This is a genomic window from Klebsiella sp. F11, assembly GCF_056712265.1.
Genome location: NZ_CM160060.1, coordinates 422,047 through 443,852, shown reverse-complemented (window position 1 = coordinate 443,852; position 21,806 = coordinate 422,047). Strand labels below are relative to the sequence as shown.

Sequence of the window (21,806 nt, the reverse complement as noted above, 5' to 3'; positions counted from 1 at the left end):
CTTACTCCTCAACTTTAACCATAAAGGAAACCGCGTTGACCATACCACGAACAGCGGGAGTATCCTCGCGTTCTACGGTGTGACCAATACGACGCAGACCCAGGCCAAGCAGCGTTGCCTTGTGTTTCGGCAGACGACCGATTGCACTGCGGGTTTGAGTAATTTTAATAGTCTTTGCCATGGTTTATTTCCCCAGAATTTCTTCAACGGATTTACCACGCTTGGCAGCGACCATTTCTGGAGAATTCATATTTTCCAGACCATCAATAGTCGCACGAACCACGTTAATCGGGTTGGTGGAACCATATGCTTTGGCCAGAACGTTATGAACTCCAGCAACTTCCAGAACGGCGCGCATTGCACCACCGGCGATGATACCGGTACCTTCGGAAGCTGGCTGCATGAATACACGAGAACCCGTGTGAACACCTTTAACCGGGTGCTGCAGGGTGCCGTGGTTCAGCGCGACGTTAATCATATTGCGACGGGCTTTTTCCATCGCTTTCTGGATCGCTGCTGGAACTTCACGCGCTTTACCGTAACCAAAACCTACGCGACCGTTACCGTCACCAACTACAGTCAGAGCTGTGAAGGAGAAAATACGACCACCTTTAACGGTTTTAGATACGCGGTTAACCGCGATCAGCTTTTCCTGCAGTTCGCCAGCTTGTTTTTCGATGTGAGCCATCTTACACCTCTACCTTAGAACTGAAGGCCAGCTTCACGGGCAGCATCTGCCAGTGCCTGGACACGACCATGATATTGGAACCCGGAACGGTCAAAGGAAACATCTTTGATGCCTTTTTCCAGAGCGCGTTCAGCAACAGCTTTACCCACAGCTGCAGCCGCGTCTTTGTTACCGGTGTACTTCAGTTGTTCAGCGATAGCTTTTTCTACAGTAGAAGCAGCTACCAGAACTTCAGAACCGTTCGGTGCAATTACCTGTGCGTAAATATGACGCGGGGTACGATGTACCACCAGGCGAGTTGCACCCAGCTCCTGGAGCTTGCGGCGTGCGCGGGTCGCACGACGGATACGAGCAGATTTCTTATCCATAGTGTTACCTTACTTCTTCTTAGCCTCTTTGGTACGCACGACTTCGTCGGCGTAACGGACACCCTTGCCTTTATAAGGCTCAGGACGACGGTAGGCGCGCAGATCTGCTGCAACCTGGCCGATTACCTGCTTATCAGCGCCTTTCAGCACGATTTCAGTTTGAGTCGGACATTCTGCAGTGATACCGGCCGGCAGCTTATGTTCAACAGGATGAGAGAAACCTAAAGCCAGGTTTACTACATCCCCTTTAACCGCTGCACGATAACCTACACCAACCAGCTGAAGCTTTTTAGTGAAGCCTTCGGTAACACCGATAACTACTGAGTTAAGCAGGGCACGCGCGGTACCAGCCTGAGCCCAACCGTCTGCGAAACCATCACGCGGACCGAAAGTCAGTACATTATCTGCATGTTTAACTTCAACAGCATCGTTGAGAGTACGAGTCAGCTCGCCATTCTTACCTTTGATCGTAATAACCTGACCGTTGATTTTTACATCAACGCCGGCAGGAACAACGACCGGTGCTTTAGCAACACGAGACATTTTTTCCTCCGATTAGGCTACGTAGCAGATAATTTCGCCACCAAGACCAGCCTGGCGCGCTGCACGATCAGTCATAACACCTTTAGAGGTAGAAATAACCGCGATACCCAGACCCGCCATAACTTTCGGCAGCTCATCTTTACGTTTGTAGATGCGCAGACCTGGGCGGCTGACACGCTGAATGCTTTCTACAACAGCTTTACCCTGGAAATACTTAAGAGTCAGTTCCAGTTCCGGCTTGATGTCGCCTTCAACTTTAAAATCTTCAATAAAGCCTTCTTCCTTCAGCACGTTGGCAATTGCCACTTTCAGCTTGGAGGAAGGCATGGTGACCGCAGCTTTATTCGCGGCCTGACCGTTACGGATACGGGTCAGCATATCCGCGATCGGATCTTGCATGCTCATCTGTCTTTACTCCCGTGATTCAATTGGTGACAATTACCAGCTAGCCTTTTTCAGACCCGGGATTTCACCGCGCATGGCGGCTTCACGGACCTTGATACGGCTCAACCCGAACTTCCGCAGGAAACCATGCGGACGACCTGTTTGACGGCAGCGGTTACGCTGACGAGACGGGCTGGAATCACGCGGCAGAGTCTGCAGCTTGAGAACTGCATTCCAACGATCTTCGTCGGTTGCGTTCACATCAGAGATGATAGCTTTCAGTTCAGCGCGTTTAGCGAAGAATTTATCAGCTAAAGCCACGCGCTTTACTTCGCGTGCTTTCATTGATTGCTTAGCCATTAAGTAACCCTACCTTACTTGCGGAACGGGAAGTCAAAGGCAGCCAGAAGAGCGCGGCCTTCTTCATCAGATTTCGCAGTAGTGGTAATGGTAATATCCAAACCACGAACGCGGTCGACTTTATCGTAGTCGATTTCTGGGAAGATGATCTGCTCACGGACACCCATGCTGTAGTTACCACGACCATCGAATGACTTAGCGGACAGGCCACGGAAGTCACGGATACGCGGTACAGCAATAGTGATCAGGCGCTCAAAGAACTCCCACATGCGTTCGCCACGCAGGGTTACTTTACAGCCGATCGGATAGCCCTGACGGATTTTGAAGCCTGCAACTGATTTGCGTGCTTTGGTGATCAACGGCTTTTGACCGGAGATTGCTGTCAGATCCGCTGCTGCGTTATCCAGCAGTTTCTTGTCAGCGATCGCTTCACCAACACCCATGTTCAGGGTGATCTTCTCGACCCGAGGGACTTGCATGACAGAATTGTAGTTAAACTCAGTCATGAGTTTACCAACTACTTCGTCTTTGTAGTAATCATGCAGTTTCGCCATCGTACTACTCCAAATTACTTGATAGTTTCGCTGTTAGACTTGAAGAAACGAACTTTTTTGCCGTCTTCGAACCTAAAGCCTACACGGTCAGCCTTGCCGGTTGCCGCATTGAAGAGTGCAACGTTAGAAACCTGAATTGCAGCTTCTTTTTCAACGATGCCACCCGGTTGGTTCAGGGCCGGAACCGGCTTCTGATGTTTCTTAACCAGGTTGATACCTTCAACAATGAGCTTGCCGGAAGACAAGACATTCTTAACTTTACCGCGTTTACCTTTATCTTTACCGGTTAACACGATAACTTCGTCATCACGACGGATTTTCGCTGCCATGATTCGCTCCTTAGAGTACTTCTGGTGCCAGAGAGATAATTTTCATGAACTTCTCGGTACGAAGCTCACGAGTTACCGGCCCAAAAATACGCGTACCGATGGGCTGCTCGCTGTTATTATTGAGAATAACGCATGCATTACCATCGAAGCGAATGACAGAACCGTCCGGGCGACGAACACCCTTCTTGGTGCGCACCACTACCGCCTTCAGCACATCACCTTTTTTGACCTTACCACGCGGAATTGCTTCCTTGATGGTGATCTTGATGATGTCGCCTACGCCTGCGTAGCGACGGTGCGAGCCACCCAGAACCTTGATACACATTACGCGACGTGCACCGGAGTTGTCGGCGACGTTCAGCATAGTCTGTTCTTGGATCATTTTAGTGCTCCGCTAATGTCAACTACTACTGAGACCCAAAATCGGGCCGTTAAATATCCCCATATCGAGGGCGCGGCATTATAACACCGGGAATCGGATATGGGTAGAAAAAATAAACGGCTCATCGCTGAGCCGTTTATTCATTGAGAACACGGCGCTATTACAGAACCGCTTTCTCTACAACGCGAACCAGCGTCCAGGACTTAGTCTTGGACAGCGGACGGCATTCGTGGATTTCGACCACGTCACCGATACCGCATTCGTTGTTCTCGTCATGTACGTGCAGTTTGGTCGTACGCTTGATGAACTTACCGTATACCGGATGTTTCACCACACGTTCGATAGCAACAACGATGGATTTCTCCATTTTGTTGCTAACTACGCGACCTTGCAGAGTACGGATTTTATCGGTCATTACGCACCCGCCTTCTGAGTCAGTAAAGTCTTAACGCGTGCAACATTGCGACGCACCTGCTTCAGCAGATGAGTCTGTTGCAGCTGGCCACTTGCAGCCTGCATACGCAGGTTGAACTGCTCACGCAGCAGGTTCAGCAGCTCAGCGTTCAGCTCTTCAACGCTTTTTTCACGCAGCTCTTTTGCTTTCATTACATCACCGTCTTAGTTACAAAGGTGGTTTTGATAGGCAGTTTCGCTGCTGCCAGGCCGAAGGCTTCACGGGCCAGCTCTTCCGGAACACCGTCCATTTCATACAGGACTTTACCCGGCTGAATCAAGGCAACCCAATACTCCACGTTACCTTTACCTTTACCCATACGAACTTCCAGCGGCTTCTCGGTAATTGGTTTGTCCGGGAATACACGGATCCAAATTTTACCTTGACGCTTAACTGCACGGGTCATAGCACGACGTGCTGCTTCGATCTGACGTGCAGTCAGACGACCACGGCCAACAGCTTTCAGACCGAAAGTGCCGAAGCTAACATCCGTACCCTGCGCCAGACCACGGTTGCGGCCTTTGTGCACTTTACGGAATTTTGTACGCTTTGGTTGTAACATCAGCGACGCTCCTTATTTACGGCCTTTACGCTGCTGCTTTTTAGGTTGAGCAGCCGGTTCCGGTTGTTCAACAGCAGCCATACCACCCAGGATCTCGCCTTTGAAGATCCATACCTTAACGCCGATTACACCATAAGTGGTGTGCGCTTCAGAGGTGTTGTAGTCGATGTCAGCACGCAGAGTGTGCAGCGGTACGCGACCTTCACGGTACCATTCGGTACGTGCGATTTCCGCGCCGCCCAGACGGCCGCTAACTTCAACTTTGATACCTTTAGCGCCCAGACGCATTGCGTTCTGTACAGCACGCTTCATAGCACGACGGAACATAACGCGACGTTCCAGCTGAGAAGTGATGCTGTCAGCAACCAATTTAGCGTCCAGTTCTGGCTTACGAACTTCGGCGATATTGATCTGTGCAGGAACGCCAGCGATATCCGCTACGACCTTGCGCAGTTTTTCTACGTCTTCGCCTTTCTTACCGATGACGATGCCCGGACGAGCGGTGTGAATAGTCACACGGATGCTCTTAGCCGGACGCTCGATAACGATACGAGATACGGACGCTTTAGACAGTTCCTTAGTCAGGAACTGACGTACTTTAAAATCGCTGTCCAGGTTGTCAGCGAATTCTTTGGTGTTCGCGAACCAGGTAGAGTTCCATGGTTTGACAATACCCAGGCGAATACCATTAGGATGTACTTTCTGACCCATTGCTAGTCTCCAGAGTCTCAGCGATCGGACACAACCACAGTGATGTGGCTGGTGCGCTTCAGGATGCGATCTGCACGACCTTTCGCACGCGGCATAATGCGCTTCATGCTCGGGCCTTCGTCTACGAAAATTTTCGCAACTTTCAGATCGTCAATGTCAGCGCCATCGTTGTGTTCAGCGTTAGCAATGGCAGATTCCAGTACCTTCTTGACCAATACAGCAGCTTTCTTGTTGGTGTAGGTCAGAATATCCAGGGCCTGCGACACTTTCTTACCGCGAATCAGGTCAGCTACGAGGCGAACCTTCTGAGCAGAAGAACGAGCATGGCGATGTTGAGCTAAAGTTTCCATCTCTTCCTCCTACCTTATTTCTTCTTCGCTTTTTTATCAGCAGCGTGGCCGCGATAAGTACGAGTCGGTGCGAATTCACCCAGTTTGTGACCAACCATTTCGTCGGAAACAAATACTGGAACGTGCTGACGACCATTATGGACAGCGATGGTCAAACCGATCATGTTAGGAAAGATCGTTGAACGACGGGACCAAGTGCGCAGGGGCTTCTTGTCTCCGCTTTCCACCGCTTTCTCTACCTTCTTCAGCAAGTGCAGGTCAATAAAAGGACCTTTCTTGAGAGAACGTGGCATGGCTTATCCTCTAAAATTATTTGCTACGGCGACGTACGATGAATTTATCAGTACGCTTGTTGCTGCGGGTCTTCTTACCTTTGGTCTGCAGGCCCCACGGGGAAACCGGGTGCTTACCAAAGTTACGACCTTCACCACCACCATGTGGGTGGTCGACTGGGTTCATCGCAGTACCGCGAACGGTAGGACGAACACCACGCCAGCGTGCAGCACCTGCTTTACCCAGAACGCGCAGCATATGCTCAGCATTGCCAACTTCGCCCAGAGTAGCGCGGCAGTCTGCTTCGACTTTACGCATTTCACCAGAACGCAGACGCAGGGTGACATAAGCACCGTCGCGAGCAACGATCTGAACGTAAGTACCAGCGGAACGTGCCAGCTGACCGCCTTTACCTGGTTTCATTTCTACGTTATGAACGGTAGAACCAACCGGGATATTGCGCATCGGCAGGGTGTTGCCTGCTTTGATTGCAGCATCAACGCCAGACTGAATCTGGTCGCCAGCTTTCAGGCCTTTAGGGGCCAGGATGTAACGGCGCTCGCCGTCTTTGTACAGAACCAGCGCGATGTTCGCGGAACGGTTCGGATCGTACTCAAGACGCTCAACAACTGCCGGGATACCATCTTTGTTGCGTTTGAAGTCAACAATACGGTAAGCCTGCTTGTGGCCACCACCGATATGACGGGTGGTGATACGGCCATTGTTGTTACGACCACCGGATTTGCTGTTTTTTTCCAGCAACGGAGCAAAAGGTTTGCCCTTGTGCAGCTCAGGGTTAACCACTTTAACAACGTGGCGACGACCCGGAGATGTCGGTTTACATTTAACAACTGCCATTGTATTACTCCTCCGACTTACTCAGCGCCGCCAACGAAGTCCAGATTCTGGCCTTCCTTCAGGGTGACGTAAGCTTTTTTCCAGTCGCTACGACGACCGATACGCTGTCCGTGACGTTTAACTTTCCCTTTAACGACCAGGGTGTTAACGACTTCGACTTCGACTTCAAACAGTTTCTGCACAGCAGCTTTGATTTCTGCTTTAGTCGCGTCTTTAGCAACTTTGAGAACGATGGTATTTGTTTTTTCCATCGCAGCAGACGCTTTTTCAGAAACGTGCGGTGCACGCAGCACCTTCAGCAGACGTTCTTCACGAATCATGCCAGCATCTCCTCAACTTGCTTAACAGCATCAGCAGTCATTACGACTTTGTCGAAGGCGATCAGGCTAACCGGGTCGATACCAGTTGCATCGCGTACGTCAACCTTGTGCAGGTTGCGCGCAGCCAGGAACAGGTTCTCGTCCAGCTCACCGGTGATGATCAGCACATCTTCCAGAGCCATGTCTTTCAGTTTCTGTGCCAGCAGCTTAGTTTTAGGCGCTTCTACAGAGAACGTCTCGACAACGATCAGACGATCCTGACGTACCAGTTCGGACAGAATGCTTTTCAGCGCGCCGCGGTACATCTTTTTGTTAACTTTTTGACTGTGGTCCTGCGGACGAGCAGCGAAGGTTACGCCACCGGAACGCCAGATCGGGCTCTTGATAGAACCTGAACGCGCACGGCCGGTACCTTTCTGGCGCCACGGCTTTTTGCCTGAACCAGTTACTTCAGCACGAGTCTTCTGAGCACGAGTACCCTGACGAGCACCAGCTGCATAAGCAACTACAACCTGGTGAACCAGCGCTTCGTTGAAATCACGACCGAAGGTAGTTTCGGAAACAGTCAGCGCGCTCTGCGCGTCTTTCAATACTAATTCCATTGCTATCCCCTTACGCCTTCACAGCTGGTTTAACGATCAGGTCGCTACCGGTTGCACCCGGGACCGCACCTTTAACCAGCAGCAGGTTGCGCTCAGCGTCAACACGTACTACGTCCAGGCTCTGAACGGTGACACGTTCGTTACCCAGCTGACCTGCCATTTTCTTGCCTTTGAACACTTTGCCCGGAGTCTGGTTCTGACCGATAGAACCCGGAACGCGGTGAGACAAGGAGTTACCGTGAGTAGCGTCCTGGGTACGGAAGTTCCAGCGCTTAACGGTACCAGCAAAACCTTTACCTTTAGAGGTACCGGTTACGTCAACTTTTTTAACGTCAGCAAACAGTTCAACGCTAATGCTCTGACCTACGGTGAATTCTTCACCGTCGGCAAGACGGAATTCCCACAGGCCGCGGCCAGCTTCTACGCCAGCTTTAGCGAAGTGACCAGCTTCCGGCTTGGTTACACGGTTAGCTTTTTTAGCACCGGTGGTAACCTGAATTGCGCGGTAACCGTCGTTAGCCAGGTCTTTAACCTGTGCAACACGGTTTGCTTCAACTTCGATTACGGTTACTGGGATAGATACGCCATCTTCAGTGAAGATGCGAGTCATGCCCACTTTTTTACCGACTAAACCAATCATTGTTTCAACCTCTCAATCGCTCGATGACCTGATTAACCCAGGCTGATCTGCACGTCTACACCGGCAGCCAGATCCAGACGCATCAGAGCATCAACGGTTTTCTCAGTTGGCTCAACGATGTCAACCAGACGCTTGTGAGTGCGGATCTCGTACTGATCGCGCGCATCTTTGTTGACGTGCGGAGAGATCAGAACGGTAAAGCGCTCTTTGCGGGTCGGCAGCGGGATCGGACCACGGACCTGCGCACCAGTGCGCTTAGCAGTCTCGACGATTTCCGCGGTTGATTGATCGATCAGACGATGATCAAACGCTTTAAGACGGATACGGATTCTTTGGTTCTGCATGAGACCAGAGCTCCAATTATTTATAGACGAAATGATTACTCCTCATACCCATTACGATTGATGGGAGAGTGTAACCGTTCTTACATAGTTCCCCGATTGGGAACATTGTTTGATAGCTAAAAGCTCTATCAGGGTTCATATCGAACCGGCCCGCCAACTTTGACGGGCCCGCGCATTATACGCAAATTCGGCCCCAACACAAGGGCTGCGTAGAAAATCGTCGTTTATATTTGCGAGGCTGCCCGGAAGAACGGTGTTGCCGGCTGAAAAATAGCAAACTTAGCTGATCGCCGCGCGCAAAACCCACTATCGTCCTTTGCTGCTCGCACCTCGCCGGGTCAAAATCGACGCATACGATTCATCCGCCGGGGTATCCCATGTACATGACTCTCCCCTTCCTGCTTTTCTACTGCGGATTCTCTCTGGCGCTCTGCTGGCATGACCTGCGCTATGGACTACTTCCCGATCGCTTGACCTGTCCCCTGCTCTGGGCTGGCCTGCTGTTTTATCTTTGTCGCATGCCGATGGGCCTGGAAAACGCCGTTTGGGGAGCCATCGCGGGATATCTGGCCTTTGCTTTAGTCTACTGGGTTTACAGAGGGGTTCGCGGGTATGAGGGGTTGGGCTATGGTGACGTGAAGTTTCTTGCCGCTCTCGGCGCCTGGCACGGCTGGCAGCGGCTGCCACTGCTGGTGTTTATGGCGACGCTGATTGCCTGCGCCGCGCTGCTTCTGCGCGTTGTTATCTGGAAGCGTCGCGAGGTCCTGAACAACCCGCTGCCGTTTGGCCCTTTTTTGGCTGCAGCGGGCTTTTACTGTGGATGGCAAACGCTGTCAGTCAGCAACTTTAATCTGTGACTGGAGATAATTCTGCAGGCCAATTTTACCGATCAGATCCAGCTCGGTTTCCAACCAGTCGATATGGCCTTCTTCATCGGCGAGGATTTCAATCAGCATATCGCGGCTGACATAATCGTGGACGCTGTCGGCATAGGCGATAGCCTCGCGTAAATCTTTGGCGCCTTCCAGCTCCAGTCTTAAATCGGACTGCAGCATCTCCTCGACATCTTCACCGATACCCAGCTTGCCGAGATCCTGCAGGTTGGGCAGCCCTTCAAGAAATAAAATACGCTCAATATATTTATCGGCGTGCTTCATTTCATCAATGGATTCATGGTACTCGACATCGTTGAGGCGCATCAGGCCCCAGTTCTTGAACATCCTGGCATGGAGAAAGTACTGATTTATTGCGACAAGCTCATTTCCCAATAATTTATTGAGATAACTTATGACTTTGACATCACCTTTCATTATATAGTCCCTCCGCTTCCACTCATTGAAGCGTAGTTCGCACTATATAGATGTCAAAGAAAAGGCAGAGGTCTCAGGCGATCTCTTTATATTCCGGCATGCGAGTTAATTCATCTTCCATGATCTCGCGAGCGGCGCGAACGCATTTACCACATTGATTTCCAACGGGAATAAACTTACGCAACTGCTGAAAGGATTGAGGGTGAAATTGCCGCACGGCCTGACGAATTTTTTTATCGTTTACACCATTACACAAACAAACGTACATATTCACTCCCGTTCAATTTATGCTCAAAGTGTAAATGAGAATAGTTATGATTACAATAGGCTGTTTATATAATAACCCTGATACGGCACTTTTTTATATTAGCCGCTCTCGCACTTACTGGCCTAAATGACGGGCAGCAAAAAGGGCGCCGAAGCGCCCTTTTTAATTCAGAACTAAATAATTAGCTCAGAACTTTAGCAACAACGCCCGCACCTACAGTACGGCCGCCTTCACGGATTGCGAAACGCAGACCGTCGTCCATCGCGATCGGGTGGATCAGGGTAACAACCATTTTGATGTTGTCGCCCGGCATTACCATCTCTACGCCTTCCGGCAGTTCGATGGTGCCAGTCACGTCAGTTGTACGGAAGTAGAACTGCGGACGGTAGCCTTTGAAGAACGGAGTATGACGGCCGCCTTCGTCTTTGGACAGAATGTACACTTCAGATTCGAATTTGGTGTGCGGCTTGATAGAACCCGGCTTAGCCAGTACCTGACCACGTTCGATTTCTTCACGTTTGATACCACGCAGCAGAACGCCAACGTTCTCACCCGCACGGCCTTCGTCCAGCAGTTTGCGGAACATTTCAACGCCGGTACAGGTAGATTTCGCGGTGTCTTTGATACCAACGATTTCAACTTCTTCGCCCACTTTGATGATACCGCGCTCTACACGACCGGTAACAACGGTACCACGACCGGAGATGGAGAATACGTCTTCGATCGGCAGCAGGAACGGCTTGTCGATAGCACGTTCTGGTTCCGGGATGTAAGAATCCAGGTAGCCTGCCAGTTCGATGATTTTCGCTTCCCAGTCGGCTTCGCCTTCCAGCGCTTTCAGCGCGGAACCACGAACGATCGGGGTGTCGTCGCCCGGGAAGTCGTACTGAGACAGCAGCTCACGCACTTCCATCTCAACCAGTTCCAGCAGCTCTTCGTCATCAACCATGTCGCATTTGTTCAGGAACACGATGATGTACGGAACGCCTACCTGACGACCCAGCAGGATGTGCTCACGAGTCTGCGGCATCGGGCCGTCAGTCGCAGCAACAACCAGGATCGCGCCGTCCATCTGCGCAGCACCGGTGATCATGTTTTTAACATAGTCGGCGTGGCCCGGGCAGTCTACGTGTGCGTAGTGGCGAGTCGGGGTGTCATATTCAACGTGGGAAGTGTTGATGGTGATACCACGAGCTTTTTCTTCCGGCGCGTTATCGATCTGGTCGAATGCACGAGCAGAACCACCGTAGGTTTTAGCCAGAACGGTAGTGATTGCAGCGGTCAGAGTAGTTTTACCATGGTCAACGTGGCCGATAGTACCGACGTTGACGTGCGGTTTTGTACGTTCAAATTTTTCTTTAGACACGGCTATATTCCTTACTATAGCGCTCTCCCCTTCAGGAGAGAGCACGGGATTTTGGTTTAACCCTACGGCTTATTTACCACGGGCTTCGATTACGGCCTGAGCAACGTTGTTCGGTGCGTCATCATACTTCAGGAACTCCATGGAGTAAGAAGCACGACCTTTGGTCAGAGAACGCAGCTGAGTTGCATATCCGAACATTTCAGACAGCGGAACTTCAGCGTGAATCACAACGCCAGTAACGTTGGATTCTTGACCACGCAGCATACCACGACGACGGCTAAGGTCACCGATGACGTCACCAGTGTTCTCTTCCGGAGTTTCTACTTCAACCTTCATGATCGGCTCAAGCAGAACTGGTTTCGCTTTCTTAAAGCCATCTTTAAAGGCAAGAGAAGCGGCCAGTTTAAACGCCAGCTCAGAGGAGTCAACGTCATGGTAAGAACCGAAGTGCAGACGTACACCGAGATCAACTACCGGGTAGCCAGCCAGCGGACCAGCTTTCAGCTGTTCCTGGATGCCTTTATCAACGGCAGGGATGTATTCGCCAGGAATTACACCACCTTTGATGTCGTTGACGAACTCGTATCCTTTCGGATTTGAGCCCGGCTCCAGCGGGTACATGTCGATCACAACGTGACCATACTGACCGCGACCACCAGACTGCTTAGCGTGTTTACCTTCGATATCGGTAACTTTAGCGCGAATCGCTTCGCGGTAAGCAACCTGAGGTTTACCGACGTTCGCTTCAACGTTGAATTCACGCTTCATGCGGTCAACGATGATGTCGAGGTGCAGCTCACCCATACCGGCGATAATGGTCTGGTTAGATTCTTCGTCAGTCCATACGCGGAAAGACGGGTCTTCTTTAGCCAGACGGCCCAGAGCCAGACCCATTTTTTCCTGGTCAGCTTTGGTTTTCGGTTCTACAGCGATGGAGATTACCGGCTCAGGGAATTCCATACGCTCCAGGATGATCGGCGCATCTGGGTTACACAGGGTATCACCAGTAGTTACGTCTTTCAGACCGATTGCAGCAGCGATGTCGCCCGCACGAACTTCTTTGATCTCTTCACGTTTGTTGGCGTGCATCTGAACGATACGACCGAAACGCTCACGTGCAGCTTTCACGGAGTTCAGGATGGTATCACCAGAGTTAACCACACCGGAGTACACGCGGAAGAAGGTCAGGTTACCCACGAACGGGTCGGTAGCGATTTTGAATGCCAGAGCAGCAAACGGCTCTTCATCGCTAGCGTGACGTTCAGCCGGAGTATCTTTACCGTCGTCCAGAATACCGTTGATCGCAGGCACGTCAACCGGGGATGGCAGGTAGTCAACTACCGCATCCAGCATCGCCTGAACACCTTTGTTCTTGAACGCAGAACCACAGGTTACCAGGATGATTTCGTTGTTCAGAACGCGCTGACGCAGAGCTTTCTTGATCTCTTCTTCAGTCAGTTCTTCACCACCCAGGTATTTCTCCATCAGCTCTTCTGAAGCTTCCGCTGCGGACTCGATCAGGTTCTGGTGCCATTCATCGGCCAGGTCCTGCATGTCTGCCGGGATATCTTCATAGGTGAAGGTAACGCCTGCGTCTTCTTCGTTCCAGTTGATGGCTTTCATTTTCACCAGGTCAACAACACCGGTGAAACCTTCTTCAGCACCAATCGCCAGCTGCAGCGGAACAGGGTTCGCGCCCAGACGGGATTTGATCTGACCAACAACTTTCAGGAAGTTAGCACCCATACGGTCCATTTTGTTAACGAACGCGATGCGTGGAACTTTATATTTGTTTGCCTGACGCCATACGGTTTCAGACTGCGGCTGAACACCACCAACTGCGCAGTAAACCATTACTGCACCATCAAGCACACGCATGGAACGTTCAACTTCGATAGTGAAGTCAACGTGCCCCGGGGTGTCGATGATGTTGACGCGGTGCGGTTCATACTGCTTAGCCATACCAGACCAGAATGCAGTAGTCGCTGCGGAGGTGATAGTAATACCACGCTCCTGCTCCTGCTCCATCCAGTCCATGGTTGCTGCGCCGTCATGAACTTCACCGATTTTGTGGTTTACACCGGTGTAGAACAGGATACGTTCGGTAGTAGTGGTTTTACCGGCGTCGATGTGCGCACTGATACCGATATTACGGTAGCGTGCGATGGGTGTTGTACGAGCCATTTGATTCCTCGTTTGTTTCTTTAGGCGTTCAGTTAAGTTATCCAAAACGGGCGACTTATCTGCAGCGCCCGTCTGGTGACTATGACTCCGAAGGGATTACCAACGGTAGTGAGCGAACGCCTTGTTGGCTTCTGCCATACGGTGAACATCTTCACGTTTCTTAACTGCAGTACCTTTGTTGTCTGCAGCATCAGAAAGTTCGTTCGCCAGACGCAGAGCCATGGATTTATCACCACGTTTACGAGCAGCTTCAACGATCCAACGCATTGCCAGGGCATTACGACGAACCGGACGGACTTCAACTGGAACCTGATAAGTAGAACCACCAACGCGGCGGGACTTAACTTCTACAGTCGGGCGAACGTTGTCGAGAGCGACTTCGAAAGCTTCCAGTTCATTTTTACCAGAACGCTGAGCCAGGGTCTCCAGCGCGCTGTATACGATAGCTTCTGCAGTAGATTTTTTACCATCTACCATCAGGATATTTACAAATTTTGCCAGCAGTTCTGATCCGAACTTAGGATCCGGAAGAATTTTACGCTGACCAATGACGCGACGACGTGGCATGGGAATACTCCGTTGTTAATTCAGGATTGTCCAAAACTCTAAGAGTTTAGTGTGACATTAAGGTAAAACAGTTTGGCCTTACTTAACGGAGAACCATTAAGCCTTAGGACGTTTCACGCCATACTTGGAGCGAGATTGCTTACGGTCTTTAACGCCGGAGCAGTCAAGCGCACCACGAACGGTGTGGTAACGAACACCCGGAAGGTCTTTAACACGACCGCCACGGATCAGGATCACGGAGTGCTCCTGCAGGTTGTGACCTTCACCACCGATGTAGGAAGTCACTTCAAAACCGTTGGTCAAACGCACACGGCATACTTTACGCAGTGCGGAGTTTGGTTTTTTAGGAGTGGTGGTATATACGCGAGTACATACGCCACGTTTCTGCGGGCAGGCTTCCAGTGCAGGCACGTTGCTCTTTGCAACTTTGCGTGCGCGTGGTTTGCGTACCAGCTGGTTAATTGTTGCCATTAAATAGCTCCTGGTTTTAGCTTTTGCTTCGTAAACACGTAATAAATCGCCTCAGATAATATGAGGACGCAGAATTCTAGGGCGGTGCCGAAAAGGTGTCAAGAAATATACAACGATCCCGCCATTACCAGGCCAACTGTCCAGGGTGTTTGAGCGTAAGTCTGACGAAATCAGTATAGCCAACCCTGATGACGCTGCCCGCAATTTGCCCCGTCAGCCCGCGGGCTTCAATATCATCCTGCAGCGCATGGATGGTTATGGGGGCGGAAAGCAGGATTTCAAGGAAACGCCCGCCGGCGACCGCTGCGGTGACGCCATCGGAAAGCAGCAGGAGATCGTCGCCAGCCTTTACCAGACGCAGCATCGCGGCCAGATCGGTATGCCAGGGGGAAACGCTAAGAGTGTGGAGCATAGTGGCCTCAGAAGCGCAGTATCACGTTGAAATCATCGAGCCGGGCGCGCAGCGCCTCTGGCTCCAGCCACTCGCCATCGATGACCCACTGCGTGGAGGGCGCCAGACCGCGCTCGCGGGCGGAGGCGGCGCACATCCAGCGCTGCTCAATATCGTACAGGGAGAGGAGCTTAAAGGTGGCGATATAGTCCCGGGACAGTATTGCGCCTGGCCGCTGCTCCGGCAGCAGCTGAAACACGCCGTCGCCGATAAAGAAAACGCCGAGTTCATCGGTCAGCGCCGAGGTAGCCAGCAGCGCGTCCAGTCCTTCTCTGCCGGACGCGGAGCCGTGAGGCGCGGAGGAAAAAACAAAGGCAACGCGTTTCATCAGAACTGCACCATCCGATCGCAGGTTAATGCGGCTTCCGCCAGCGCCCCAAGGCCGCTGAGCGTGAATCCGGACTGCAGATTAGACGAGGACAAACCAAGCTGCTGCGCCTCATGCTCGTCCGTTACGCCGCGCCGCAGCGCCGCCGCAACGCAGATATGCAGCGCGACGGCATGCGATTCGTGCAATTTTTGCCATGCCCGCACAAGGTCAAACTCATCGCTGGCGGGGGCGGTCAGCTGGTTCGCGTTATAAACGCCTTCGCGATAGAAAAAGACGCAAATCAGCTCATGCCCCTCCTCCAGCACGGCCTGCGTAAACTGCCAGGCGCTGCTGGCCTGCTGCGTACCGTAGGCCGGACCCGTCACCGTAATGGCAAAACGCATTACTTATCCAGCCCCTGGAAATCGCCGCTTTTGAACTGGCGGATATAGAGATACACCGTGTGCTTCGAGATATTCAGGCGATCGGCAACCTGGTTGATCGCGTCCTTGATATCAAAGATACCTTTCTCGTAGAGGTTCAGGACGATCTGACGATTTTTGGCGTTATTAGAAACGTTGCGATCGGCATTCACTTCTTCAATCGTAAACTCGAGGGTCTGCGCGACCAAATCGTCAACCGATGAGGCAAAGTTGACCTGCGAGTTCACCTCCGGCGTTTCCGGCGGAATAAAGGTGCTCATGATCTGGGAGAACGGGACGTCGAGGTTCATGTTTATGCACAACAGGCCGATCACTCGATGCTCACGGTTGCGTATCGCAATCGTCACCGACTTCATCAGCACTCCGCTTTTAGCGCGGGTAAAATAGCATTTGGAAACGCTGCTATCAGCTCCAGTCATATCGTGCAGCATACGCAGCGCCAGGTCAGTGATTGGCGAGCCGATTTGACGACCGGTATGTTCACCGTTGGCGATGCGAATGGCGGAACATTTCAGATCCTGTAAAGAATGCAGCACGATTTCACAGTGGGAACCAATGAGCATCGCTAACCCGTCCACCACCGCTTCATAGGATTTTAGGATATCGAAGTCGGTCTGGTCGAAAGGACGTTGATCCAGCAGGTCAAGCTCGCTGGTTTCGTTGGTTAAAAGCGACCTGGACATGAAAAAAAGCACTCCTTTTCAGGAGCCTGTCATTTTTTACACAAAACCGTTCAAGGTACGCCAGGGCGGCAAATCTGAGACAAATTCGTCAACGGCGAATTTGACCAGCCGAAGGCTGGCTCTTGTAAGAGACGGGCAGTCTCTTAACGATACCCAGGGCCGAATCCAGTAAGAGGCTGAAGTCAGCAAATGCAGCCAGCTCAGAGGCAGCTTGAAGGATGAGGTGTAGCTTGTCAGGGCAGGCTCATCGTCATTAATAAGATTAAGCTATCTAAAGTAATACAGCGCTTGAGGCACTTTCCAGTTTTAATTATATCTGCCCCAAATAAAAAAGCCGCCGCCCGTGAAGGCGGCGGCAGTAATGCCATTACTTCTTAGCGTCTGCGCTCGGGGCATCCGCTTTTGCATCAGCGGCAGCTTCAGGCTTCGCGTCCGCTTTCGGCGCCGGTTTGATATCCAGCAGCTCTACGTCGAAGACCAGAGTAGAGTTAGCCGGGATACCCGGCACGCCGGTTTTGCCGTAGGCCAGATCCGGTGGAATAACCAGCTGAATTTTACCGCCTTTCTTAATGTTCTTCAGGCCTTCGGTCCAGCCCGGGATCACGCCGTCGAGACGGAAGGAGAGCGGCTCGCCGCGGGTATAGGAGTTATCGAACTCTTTACCGTCGATCAGCGTCCCTTTGTAGTTCACAACCACGGTGTCGCTGTCTTTCGGCGCGTCGCCGGTACCGCCTTTCTCGACTTTATACAGCAGGCCAGTTTTAGAGGTTTTCACGCCCTTCTCTTTCGCGAAGGTGTCGCGATAGGCTTTGCCTTTCGCATCGTTCTCAGATGCGTCTTTTTCCATTTTTTGCTGAGCAGCAGTTTTCACGCGGGTTTCAAACGCTTGCAGAGTCTGTTCGATTTCCTGATCGGACAGCTTGCTCTTATCGGCAAATGCGTCCTGAACGCCAGCGATCAGCTGATCTTTATCCAGTTTAATGCCCAGCTTTTCCTGTTCTTTCAGGGAGTTTTCCATGTAACGCCCCAGCGATGCACCCAGCGCATAAGCAGATTTCTGATCGTCATTTTTAAATGCCGATTTGCTTTCCGTTGCAGGTGCCGTCTTCGCTGCGGTATCAGCAGCAAAGGTCAGCGGTGCATTCAGCGCGACGGCCATCGTGGTCGCCAGCAGCGTTACTTTAAACAGTGATTTCATCCATTTCTCCAGGGCCGGGGCATCTCACCCCAGGGTTAGCGTAAAAAGCAAAAAATGTACTATAGAACGTTGCAGGACAAATCTACATACGGACGTACCTGAATATCGCCTGTTTTCAGACTATTTTTGTATGAATTAGTTTCCTGTCCGCAGTTACGATGCTGCGCAAATACTGAAAATTCAGTAGAATCCGCCCGCGAGATAAGACAGAAGAGGTTACTCATGCACGATAGCAAACTGGAGAGTCGTCTGGCGGAGCTGGAAAGCCGGCTGGCGTATCAGGAAATCACCATTGAAGACCTCAACAAGACCGTTACCGCCCATGAGATCGAAATGGCAAAGATGCGTGAACATATGCGTCTGATGGTAGAAAAGCTGAAGGCGACGCAGTCATCGTATATCGCATCGCAGTCTGAAGAAACGCCACCGCCCCATTATTGAGGCGTAAAAAAAGCGGGTTTCCCCGCTTTTTATCACCGACAGCGCTAATCAACGCGCCTGCGACCTGAAAGACGTTGAGTCTTAGTGACAGCCGCAGCCGCCGTTGCCGCAGCCGCCTTTGCCATGTTCGTGACCGTGGTCATGGCTGTGACCGTGGCCACCGCAGCAACCGTCATGATCGTGGTCATGGTCGTGATCGTGACCGTTCGCGCCGTGCACGTGACCGTGCTCCAGCTCTTCAGCGGTCGCTTCACGAATCGCCACAACTTCAACGTTGAACTTCAGGTTTTGGCCAGCCAGCATGTGGTTACCGTCAACGACAACGTGCTCGTCGTCAACTTCGGTGATTTCAACCGGTACCGGGCCCTGATCGGTTTCCGCCAGGAAACGCATGCCAACCTGCAGCTCATCAACGCCCATGAAGACGTCTTTAGGAACGCGCTGAACCAGGTTTTCGTCGTACTGGCCGTACGCATCGTTGGCGCCGACCGCAACGTCAAATTTGTCGCCTACTTCATGACCATCCAGCGCAGTTTCCAGGCCGGAAATCAGGGAGCCGTGACCATGCAGGTAGTCCAGCGGCGCGCTTACCGGAGACTCATCAACCAATACACCGTCTTCTGTACGTACCTGATAGGCCAGACTGACCACCAGGTCTTTTGCTACTTTCATGATATCTCCTGAGCATGGGAAGAATAGTGGCGCAGATTGTAGCGGAATTCTGCAGCCGTGTACCCTCTAGCTTAAAAAAAGGCGACGGATAACGCTAGTCCGGATGAAAAATGCCAATAACCTGTTCGTCTTTACGTACGTGCTCGCGGGCCTCTTTATCCGCCTCGCGCATCTGGTGTCCGCACTTAACGCACTCAACGATATCGACATTATTCTCACGCCACATCGCCAGCGAATCCTGGGCCTGGCACGCCGGGCATTTTGCTCCGGCGATAAAACGTTTACGCACTGCCATAGTGATTTACCCTTTATTCAAACTCATCCCAGCCGTCAAGCTGTCTGCTCTCTTTCTGCATTTCACGCTCAAAAATCTCCTCCAGCTCCCGCCGGGCTTCCCGCACGCGCGATATCTGCAGAGTATCAGTATGTACCGGCATTAACTCGCGCAGCATTCGCATATCCAGACGCCGAAAGTGCAGCTGCGCGCGCTGCGCCTGATGAGGATGCATTCCGACGCTGATCAGCGCCTTGCGCCCCAGCTCTAGCGCGCTGGAGAAGGTTTCGCGCGAGAACTGCGCTACGCCGGCCTGCAGCAGCTCATGAGCCTCTACGCGGCCCCGCGCGCGCGCCAGAATATGCAGATGCGGGAAATGCTGCTGACACATCTCAACCAGCTTCATGGTATCTTCCGGCTCGTGGCAGGTAATCACGATTGACTGCGCGTCTTCCGCGCCCGCCGAGCGCAGCAGCTCCAGCTGCGTCGCATCGCCGAAATAGACCTTATAGCCATATTTGCGCATCAGGTTAACCGCGCTGATATCGCGCTCCAGCACGGTAATGCGCATTTTGTTGGCCATCAGCAGGCGGCCAATGACCTGACCAAAGCGGCCGAAGCCGACGATAATCACCTGCGGCTTATCGTCCTCAACCCACGGCGCTTCGTCCTCCTCCTCCGGCTGGTTAAAGCGCCGGGAGAGCACGTAATCAATCAGGGTCATCAGCAGCGGCGTGGTCATCATCGACAGCGTGACCGTGACCAGCAGCAGCGCCATCTGGTCGTTTTCGAACAGCCGCAGCGAAGCCGGTAACGAGAACAGCACAAAGGCGAACTCCCCGCCCTGGCTCAGGACCCCGGCAAACTGCATACGCTCCGAGCTGCGAAGGCCATATACCCGCGCCAGAACGTACAGCACGAGGGCTTTCACCATCACCAGCGCCGCGACGCTGGCGGCCACCCACAGCAGATGGGTGTAGAGAACGCCGAGATTCAGCGCCATGCCAACGGAGATAAAAAACAGGCCAAGCAGCAGCCCTTTAAACGGCTCAATAGCGATTTCCAGCTCGTGGCGATACTCGCTTTCAGCCAGCAGCACCCCGGCGATAAAGGTCCCCAGCGCCATCGACAGGCCGAGGGCATCCATAAATAGCGCCGATCCCAAAACCAGCAGCAGCGTCGCGGCGGTAAAAACCTCACGCACGCCGGAGGCAGCGATGAAGCGGAACACCGGCCGCAGCAAAAAACGACCGCCGATCAGCATGCCGGCAAAGGCCAATACCTTCATCCCGATGGTGACCCAATCAAAGCGATCGCCGCCGGATCCGGCCAGCAGCGGCACCAGCGCCAGCGCGGGGATCACCGCCAAATCCTGAAACAGCAGCACGGAGAACCCCAGCTGGCCGGATTCGCTGCGGCTCATCCCCTTCTCGCGCATCAGTTGTAGCGCCATCGCCGTGGAGGACATCGCTAAGCCAATCCCGCCGACAACCGCCGCCTGCCAGGTGAATCCGGTAACCATCAGCAGGCCGCCGAGGAGCGCCGCGCTGCACAAAACCTGGGCCGCCCCAACGCCAAAGATAGAGCTTCGCAGACGCCACAGCTTCGACGGGTTGAGCTCAAGGCCGATGATAAACATCAGGAACACCACGCCCAGCTCGGAGAAGTGGAGAATCTCATCAACGTCGTTGATGAACCCCAGCCCCCACGGGCCAATGGCGATCCCGGCGAGCAGATAGCCGAGTACCGCGCCAATCCCCAGCCGGGCGGCCAGCGGCACCGCGACGACGGCGGCGAACAGAAACAGCACGCCAGCCAAAAGCAGATCAGCGCCCTCCATTTACGACTCCTCCTGCCGCGATGGGATTGGCCAGCCAGTCACGATAGGCGCGCGCGTGGCTTTTGAGATCGGCAGGCGATTGCCGACGGGCCCAGTAGACAATAATCGGGCTCATCCAGTGCATCCGGCACATGCCGGCGGTCAGCTCAAAAGGACGCAGAATATCGTTCATTGGATAGCGGTTAGCATCGCGGCGGTAGGCGCTTTCCGGCTCGCCGGTGGTGATCACGCTGCGCCAGTACTTTCCCGCCAGCTGATTTCCCCCGGCGCCGCTGGCAAAACCGCGGCTGAGAACTCTGTCCAGCCACTCTTTTAGCAGCGCCGGGCAGCTCCACGTATAGAGCGGATGCTGGAAAACAATCACCTCATGCTGACGCAGGAGATCCTGCTCCGAGGCAATATCGATAAAAAAATCCGGATAGTGTGCGTAGAGATCGTGCACGGTGACGTTCGGCAGCTGTAAGGCAGGTTCAAGCAAAACCCGGTTGGCCACGGAATCCTGAGATTCTGGGTGGGCATACAGCAGCAAAACCTTCGCTGTCTGAGACATCATTCCCCTCCCAATGTCTTCTGGTGGCCTGAACAACGGCTGCGCCTCAGCGCAAC

37 protein-coding genes are annotated in these 21,806 nt (G+C 52.7%); 2 read left to right on the top strand and 35 right to left on the bottom strand.

Annotated features, from left to right (window positions below):
* Position 1: 1 nt before the first annotated feature.
* The 20 genes from rpmD to rpsJ all read right to left on the bottom strand — a co-directional run bounded on the left by rpmD (position 2) and on the right by rpsJ (position 8,722).
* Complete coding sequence (gene rpmD / locus AC1M2H_RS02245; protein WP_001140434.1) at positions 2-181, bottom strand: 50S ribosomal protein L30; 180 nt, start codon at positions 179-181, stop codon at positions 2-4.
* A 3-nt stretch (positions 182-184) separates the two neighbouring features.
* Positions 185-688: a 30S ribosomal protein S5 gene (rpsE, locus tag AC1M2H_RS02240; RefSeq protein ID WP_004106339.1), complete on the bottom strand. Its 504-nt coding sequence runs from the start codon at positions 686-688 to the stop codon at positions 185-187.
* A gap of 14 nt (positions 689-702) precedes the next feature.
* Positions 703-1,056, bottom strand: coding sequence for a 50S ribosomal protein L18 (gene rplR, locus AC1M2H_RS02235; RefSeq protein ID WP_000358960.1), 354 nt, complete (start codon positions 1,054-1,056; stop codon positions 703-705).
* Positions 1,057-1,065: 9 nt separating this feature from the next.
* On the bottom strand, positions 1,066-1,599 hold the full coding sequence (gene rplF / locus AC1M2H_RS02230) for a 50S ribosomal protein L6 (RefSeq protein WP_480150129.1): 534 nt from the start codon (positions 1,597-1,599) through the stop codon (positions 1,066-1,068).
* A 12-nt stretch (positions 1,600-1,611) separates the two neighbouring features.
* A complete protein-coding gene (gene rpsH, locus AC1M2H_RS02225; RefSeq protein WP_004106343.1) occupies positions 1,612-2,004 on the bottom strand; it encodes a 30S ribosomal protein S8 in 393 nt (130 codons plus the stop codon).
* A gap of 33 nt (positions 2,005-2,037) precedes the next feature.
* Positions 2,038-2,343 (bottom strand): 30S ribosomal protein S14, encoded by a 306-nt coding sequence (gene rpsN / locus AC1M2H_RS02220; protein WP_002919667.1) that lies wholly within the window; start codon positions 2,341-2,343, stop codon positions 2,038-2,040.
* 14 nt (positions 2,344-2,357) lie between these two features.
* Entirely contained in the window at positions 2,358-2,897 is a 540-nt protein-coding gene (gene rplE / locus AC1M2H_RS02215) for a 50S ribosomal protein L5 (RefSeq protein ID WP_041142966.1), read from the bottom strand.
* 14 nt (positions 2,898-2,911) lie between these two features.
* Positions 2,912-3,226, bottom strand: coding sequence for a 50S ribosomal protein L24 (gene rplX / locus AC1M2H_RS02210; RefSeq protein WP_041142967.1), 315 nt, complete (start codon positions 3,224-3,226; stop codon positions 2,912-2,914).
* Between the two features lie 10 nt (positions 3,227-3,236).
* Entirely contained in the window at positions 3,237-3,608 is a 372-nt protein-coding gene (rplN, locus tag AC1M2H_RS02205) for a 50S ribosomal protein L14 (RefSeq protein ID WP_002919748.1), read from the bottom strand.
* A gap of 160 nt (positions 3,609-3,768) precedes the next feature.
* Positions 3,769-4,023, bottom strand: coding sequence for a 30S ribosomal protein S17 (gene rpsQ / locus AC1M2H_RS02200; RefSeq protein WP_095105716.1), 255 nt, complete (start codon positions 4,021-4,023; stop codon positions 3,769-3,771).
* Positions 4,023-4,214, bottom strand: coding sequence for a 50S ribosomal protein L29 (rpmC, locus tag AC1M2H_RS02195; protein ID WP_003863282.1), 192 nt, complete (start codon positions 4,212-4,214; stop codon positions 4,023-4,025). Before rpmC ends, rpsQ begins: the two co-directional genes overlap by 1 nt.
* Complete coding sequence (gene rplP, locus AC1M2H_RS02190; RefSeq protein WP_002919759.1) at positions 4,214-4,624, bottom strand: 50S ribosomal protein L16; 411 nt, start codon at positions 4,622-4,624, stop codon at positions 4,214-4,216. Before rplP ends, rpmC begins: the two co-directional genes overlap by 1 nt.
* Before the next feature lie 12 nt (positions 4,625-4,636).
* Positions 4,637-5,335, bottom strand: coding sequence for a 30S ribosomal protein S3 (gene rpsC / locus AC1M2H_RS02185; RefSeq protein ID WP_045854067.1), 699 nt, complete (start codon positions 5,333-5,335; stop codon positions 4,637-4,639).
* Between the two features lie 17 nt (positions 5,336-5,352).
* Positions 5,353-5,685 carry a 50S ribosomal protein L22 gene (gene rplV, locus AC1M2H_RS02180; protein ID WP_002919773.1) on the bottom strand — a complete coding sequence of 111 codons (333 nt, stop codon included), beginning with the start codon at positions 5,683-5,685 and terminating at the stop codon, positions 5,353-5,355.
* Positions 5,686-5,699: 14 nt separating this feature from the next.
* Positions 5,700-5,978 (bottom strand): 30S ribosomal protein S19, encoded by a 279-nt coding sequence (gene rpsS / locus AC1M2H_RS02175; protein ID WP_001138115.1) that lies wholly within the window; start codon positions 5,976-5,978, stop codon positions 5,700-5,702.
* A 16-nt stretch (positions 5,979-5,994) separates the two neighbouring features.
* Positions 5,995-6,816: a 50S ribosomal protein L2 gene (gene rplB, locus AC1M2H_RS02170; RefSeq protein WP_002919786.1), complete on the bottom strand. Its 822-nt coding sequence runs from the start codon at positions 6,814-6,816 to the stop codon at positions 5,995-5,997.
* A 17-nt stretch (positions 6,817-6,833) separates the two neighbouring features.
* Entirely contained in the window at positions 6,834-7,136 is a 303-nt protein-coding gene (rplW, locus tag AC1M2H_RS02165) for a 50S ribosomal protein L23 (RefSeq protein WP_004868363.1), read from the bottom strand.
* Positions 7,133-7,738 (bottom strand): 50S ribosomal protein L4, encoded by a 606-nt coding sequence (rplD, locus tag AC1M2H_RS02160; RefSeq protein ID WP_015960716.1) that lies wholly within the window; start codon positions 7,736-7,738, stop codon positions 7,133-7,135. The genes rplW and rplD overlap by 4 nt, the downstream gene beginning before the upstream one ends.
* Positions 7,739-7,748: 10 nt before the next feature.
* Positions 7,749-8,378: a 50S ribosomal protein L3 gene (rplC, locus tag AC1M2H_RS02155; protein ID WP_004868374.1), complete on the bottom strand. Its 630-nt coding sequence runs from the start codon at positions 8,376-8,378 to the stop codon at positions 7,749-7,751.
* Positions 8,379-8,410: 32 nt separating this feature from the next.
* The gene (gene rpsJ / locus AC1M2H_RS02150; RefSeq protein WP_001181005.1) at positions 8,411-8,722 is read right to left on the bottom strand and encodes a 30S ribosomal protein S10; all 312 of its coding nucleotides are present in this window, start codon (positions 8,720-8,722) and stop codon (positions 8,411-8,413) included.
* Positions 8,723-9,099: 377 nt separating this feature from the next.
* Between rpsJ and AC1M2H_RS02145 the strand changes: the two genes are divergently transcribed.
* Entirely contained in the window at positions 9,100-9,579 is a 480-nt protein-coding gene (locus AC1M2H_RS02145; protein WP_480150128.1) for a prepilin peptidase, read from the top strand.
* Here AC1M2H_RS02145 and bfr read toward each other — a convergent pair.
* From bfr to fkpA, 11 genes are all read right to left on the bottom strand, one after another.
* Positions 9,556-10,032: a bacterioferritin gene (gene bfr, locus AC1M2H_RS02140; protein ID WP_041142971.1), complete on the bottom strand. Its 477-nt coding sequence runs from the start codon at positions 10,030-10,032 to the stop codon at positions 9,556-9,558. The two genes, AC1M2H_RS02145 and bfr, sit on opposite strands and share 24 nt — an antisense overlap.
* Positions 10,033-10,105: 73 nt before the next feature.
* Positions 10,106-10,300 (bottom strand): bacterioferritin-associated ferredoxin, encoded by a 195-nt coding sequence (gene bfd, locus AC1M2H_RS02135; RefSeq protein WP_071844856.1) that lies wholly within the window; start codon positions 10,298-10,300, stop codon positions 10,106-10,108.
* Between the two features lie 181 nt (positions 10,301-10,481).
* Positions 10,482-11,666, bottom strand: coding sequence for an elongation factor Tu (gene tuf / locus AC1M2H_RS02130; protein WP_047663733.1), 1,185 nt, complete (start codon positions 11,664-11,666; stop codon positions 10,482-10,484).
* Positions 11,667-11,735: 69 nt separating this feature from the next.
* Positions 11,736-13,850 carry an elongation factor G gene (gene fusA / locus AC1M2H_RS02125; protein WP_464415095.1) on the bottom strand — a complete coding sequence of 705 codons (2,115 nt, stop codon included), beginning with the start codon at positions 13,848-13,850 and terminating at the stop codon, positions 11,736-11,738.
* Between the two features lie 96 nt (positions 13,851-13,946).
* Complete coding sequence (gene rpsG, locus AC1M2H_RS02120; RefSeq protein ID WP_004106370.1) at positions 13,947-14,417, bottom strand: 30S ribosomal protein S7; 471 nt, start codon at positions 14,415-14,417, stop codon at positions 13,947-13,949.
* 96 nt (positions 14,418-14,513) lie between these two features.
* Positions 14,514-14,888 (bottom strand): 30S ribosomal protein S12, encoded by a 375-nt coding sequence (gene rpsL, locus AC1M2H_RS02115; RefSeq protein ID WP_045854063.1) that lies wholly within the window; start codon positions 14,886-14,888, stop codon positions 14,514-14,516.
* Positions 14,889-15,012: 124 nt separating this feature from the next.
* Positions 15,013-15,300, bottom strand: coding sequence for a sulfurtransferase complex subunit TusB (gene tusB / locus AC1M2H_RS02110; protein WP_480150127.1), 288 nt, complete (start codon positions 15,298-15,300; stop codon positions 15,013-15,015).
* A gap of 7 nt (positions 15,301-15,307) precedes the next feature.
* Positions 15,308-15,667, bottom strand: a complete 360-nt coding sequence (tusC, locus tag AC1M2H_RS02105; RefSeq protein WP_480150126.1) for a sulfurtransferase complex subunit TusC — start codon at positions 15,665-15,667, stop codon at positions 15,308-15,310.
* The gene (tusD, locus tag AC1M2H_RS02100) at positions 15,667-16,053 is read right to left on the bottom strand and encodes a sulfurtransferase complex subunit TusD (protein ID WP_480150125.1); all 387 of its coding nucleotides are present in this window, start codon (positions 16,051-16,053) and stop codon (positions 15,667-15,669) included. The genes tusC and tusD overlap by 1 nt, the downstream gene beginning before the upstream one ends.
* Entirely contained in the window at positions 16,053-16,775 is a 723-nt protein-coding gene (locus tag AC1M2H_RS02095) for a helix-turn-helix transcriptional regulator (protein ID WP_004868391.1), read from the bottom strand. The genes tusD and AC1M2H_RS02095 overlap by 1 nt, the downstream gene beginning before the upstream one ends.
* 367 nt (positions 16,776-17,142) lie before the next feature.
* A complete protein-coding gene (gene fkpA / locus AC1M2H_RS02090; RefSeq protein WP_480150124.1) occupies positions 17,143-17,973 on the bottom strand; it encodes an FKBP-type peptidyl-prolyl cis-trans isomerase in 831 nt (276 codons plus the stop codon).
* A gap of 222 nt (positions 17,974-18,195) precedes the next feature.
* Here fkpA and AC1M2H_RS02085 point away from each other — a divergent pair, with 222 nt between their 5' ends.
* Positions 18,196-18,414, top strand: coding sequence for a protein SlyX (locus AC1M2H_RS02085; RefSeq protein ID WP_426813974.1), 219 nt, complete (start codon positions 18,196-18,198; stop codon positions 18,412-18,414).
* Between the two features lie 81 nt (positions 18,415-18,495).
* Here AC1M2H_RS02085 and slyD read toward each other — a convergent pair whose 3' ends face one another.
* From slyD to kefG, 4 genes are all read right to left on the bottom strand, one after another.
* On the bottom strand, positions 18,496-19,086 hold the full coding sequence (slyD, locus tag AC1M2H_RS02080; protein WP_480150123.1) for a peptidylprolyl isomerase: 591 nt from the start codon (positions 19,084-19,086) through the stop codon (positions 18,496-18,498).
* A 94-nt stretch (positions 19,087-19,180) separates the two neighbouring features.
* A complete protein-coding gene (locus AC1M2H_RS02075; RefSeq protein ID WP_013364433.1) occupies positions 19,181-19,381 on the bottom strand; it encodes a YheV family putative zinc ribbon protein in 201 nt (66 codons plus the stop codon).
* 13 nt (positions 19,382-19,394) lie between these two features.
* Positions 19,395-21,200 carry a glutathione-regulated potassium-efflux system protein KefB gene (gene kefB / locus AC1M2H_RS02070; RefSeq protein ID WP_480150122.1) on the bottom strand — a complete coding sequence of 602 codons (1,806 nt, stop codon included), beginning with the start codon at positions 21,198-21,200 and terminating at the stop codon, positions 19,395-19,397.
* Positions 21,187-21,753: a glutathione-regulated potassium-efflux system ancillary protein KefG gene (gene kefG / locus AC1M2H_RS02065; protein ID WP_480150121.1), complete on the bottom strand. Its 567-nt coding sequence runs from the start codon at positions 21,751-21,753 to the stop codon at positions 21,187-21,189. Before kefG ends, kefB begins: the two co-directional genes overlap by 14 nt.
* Positions 21,754-21,806 lie beyond the last annotated feature (53 nt).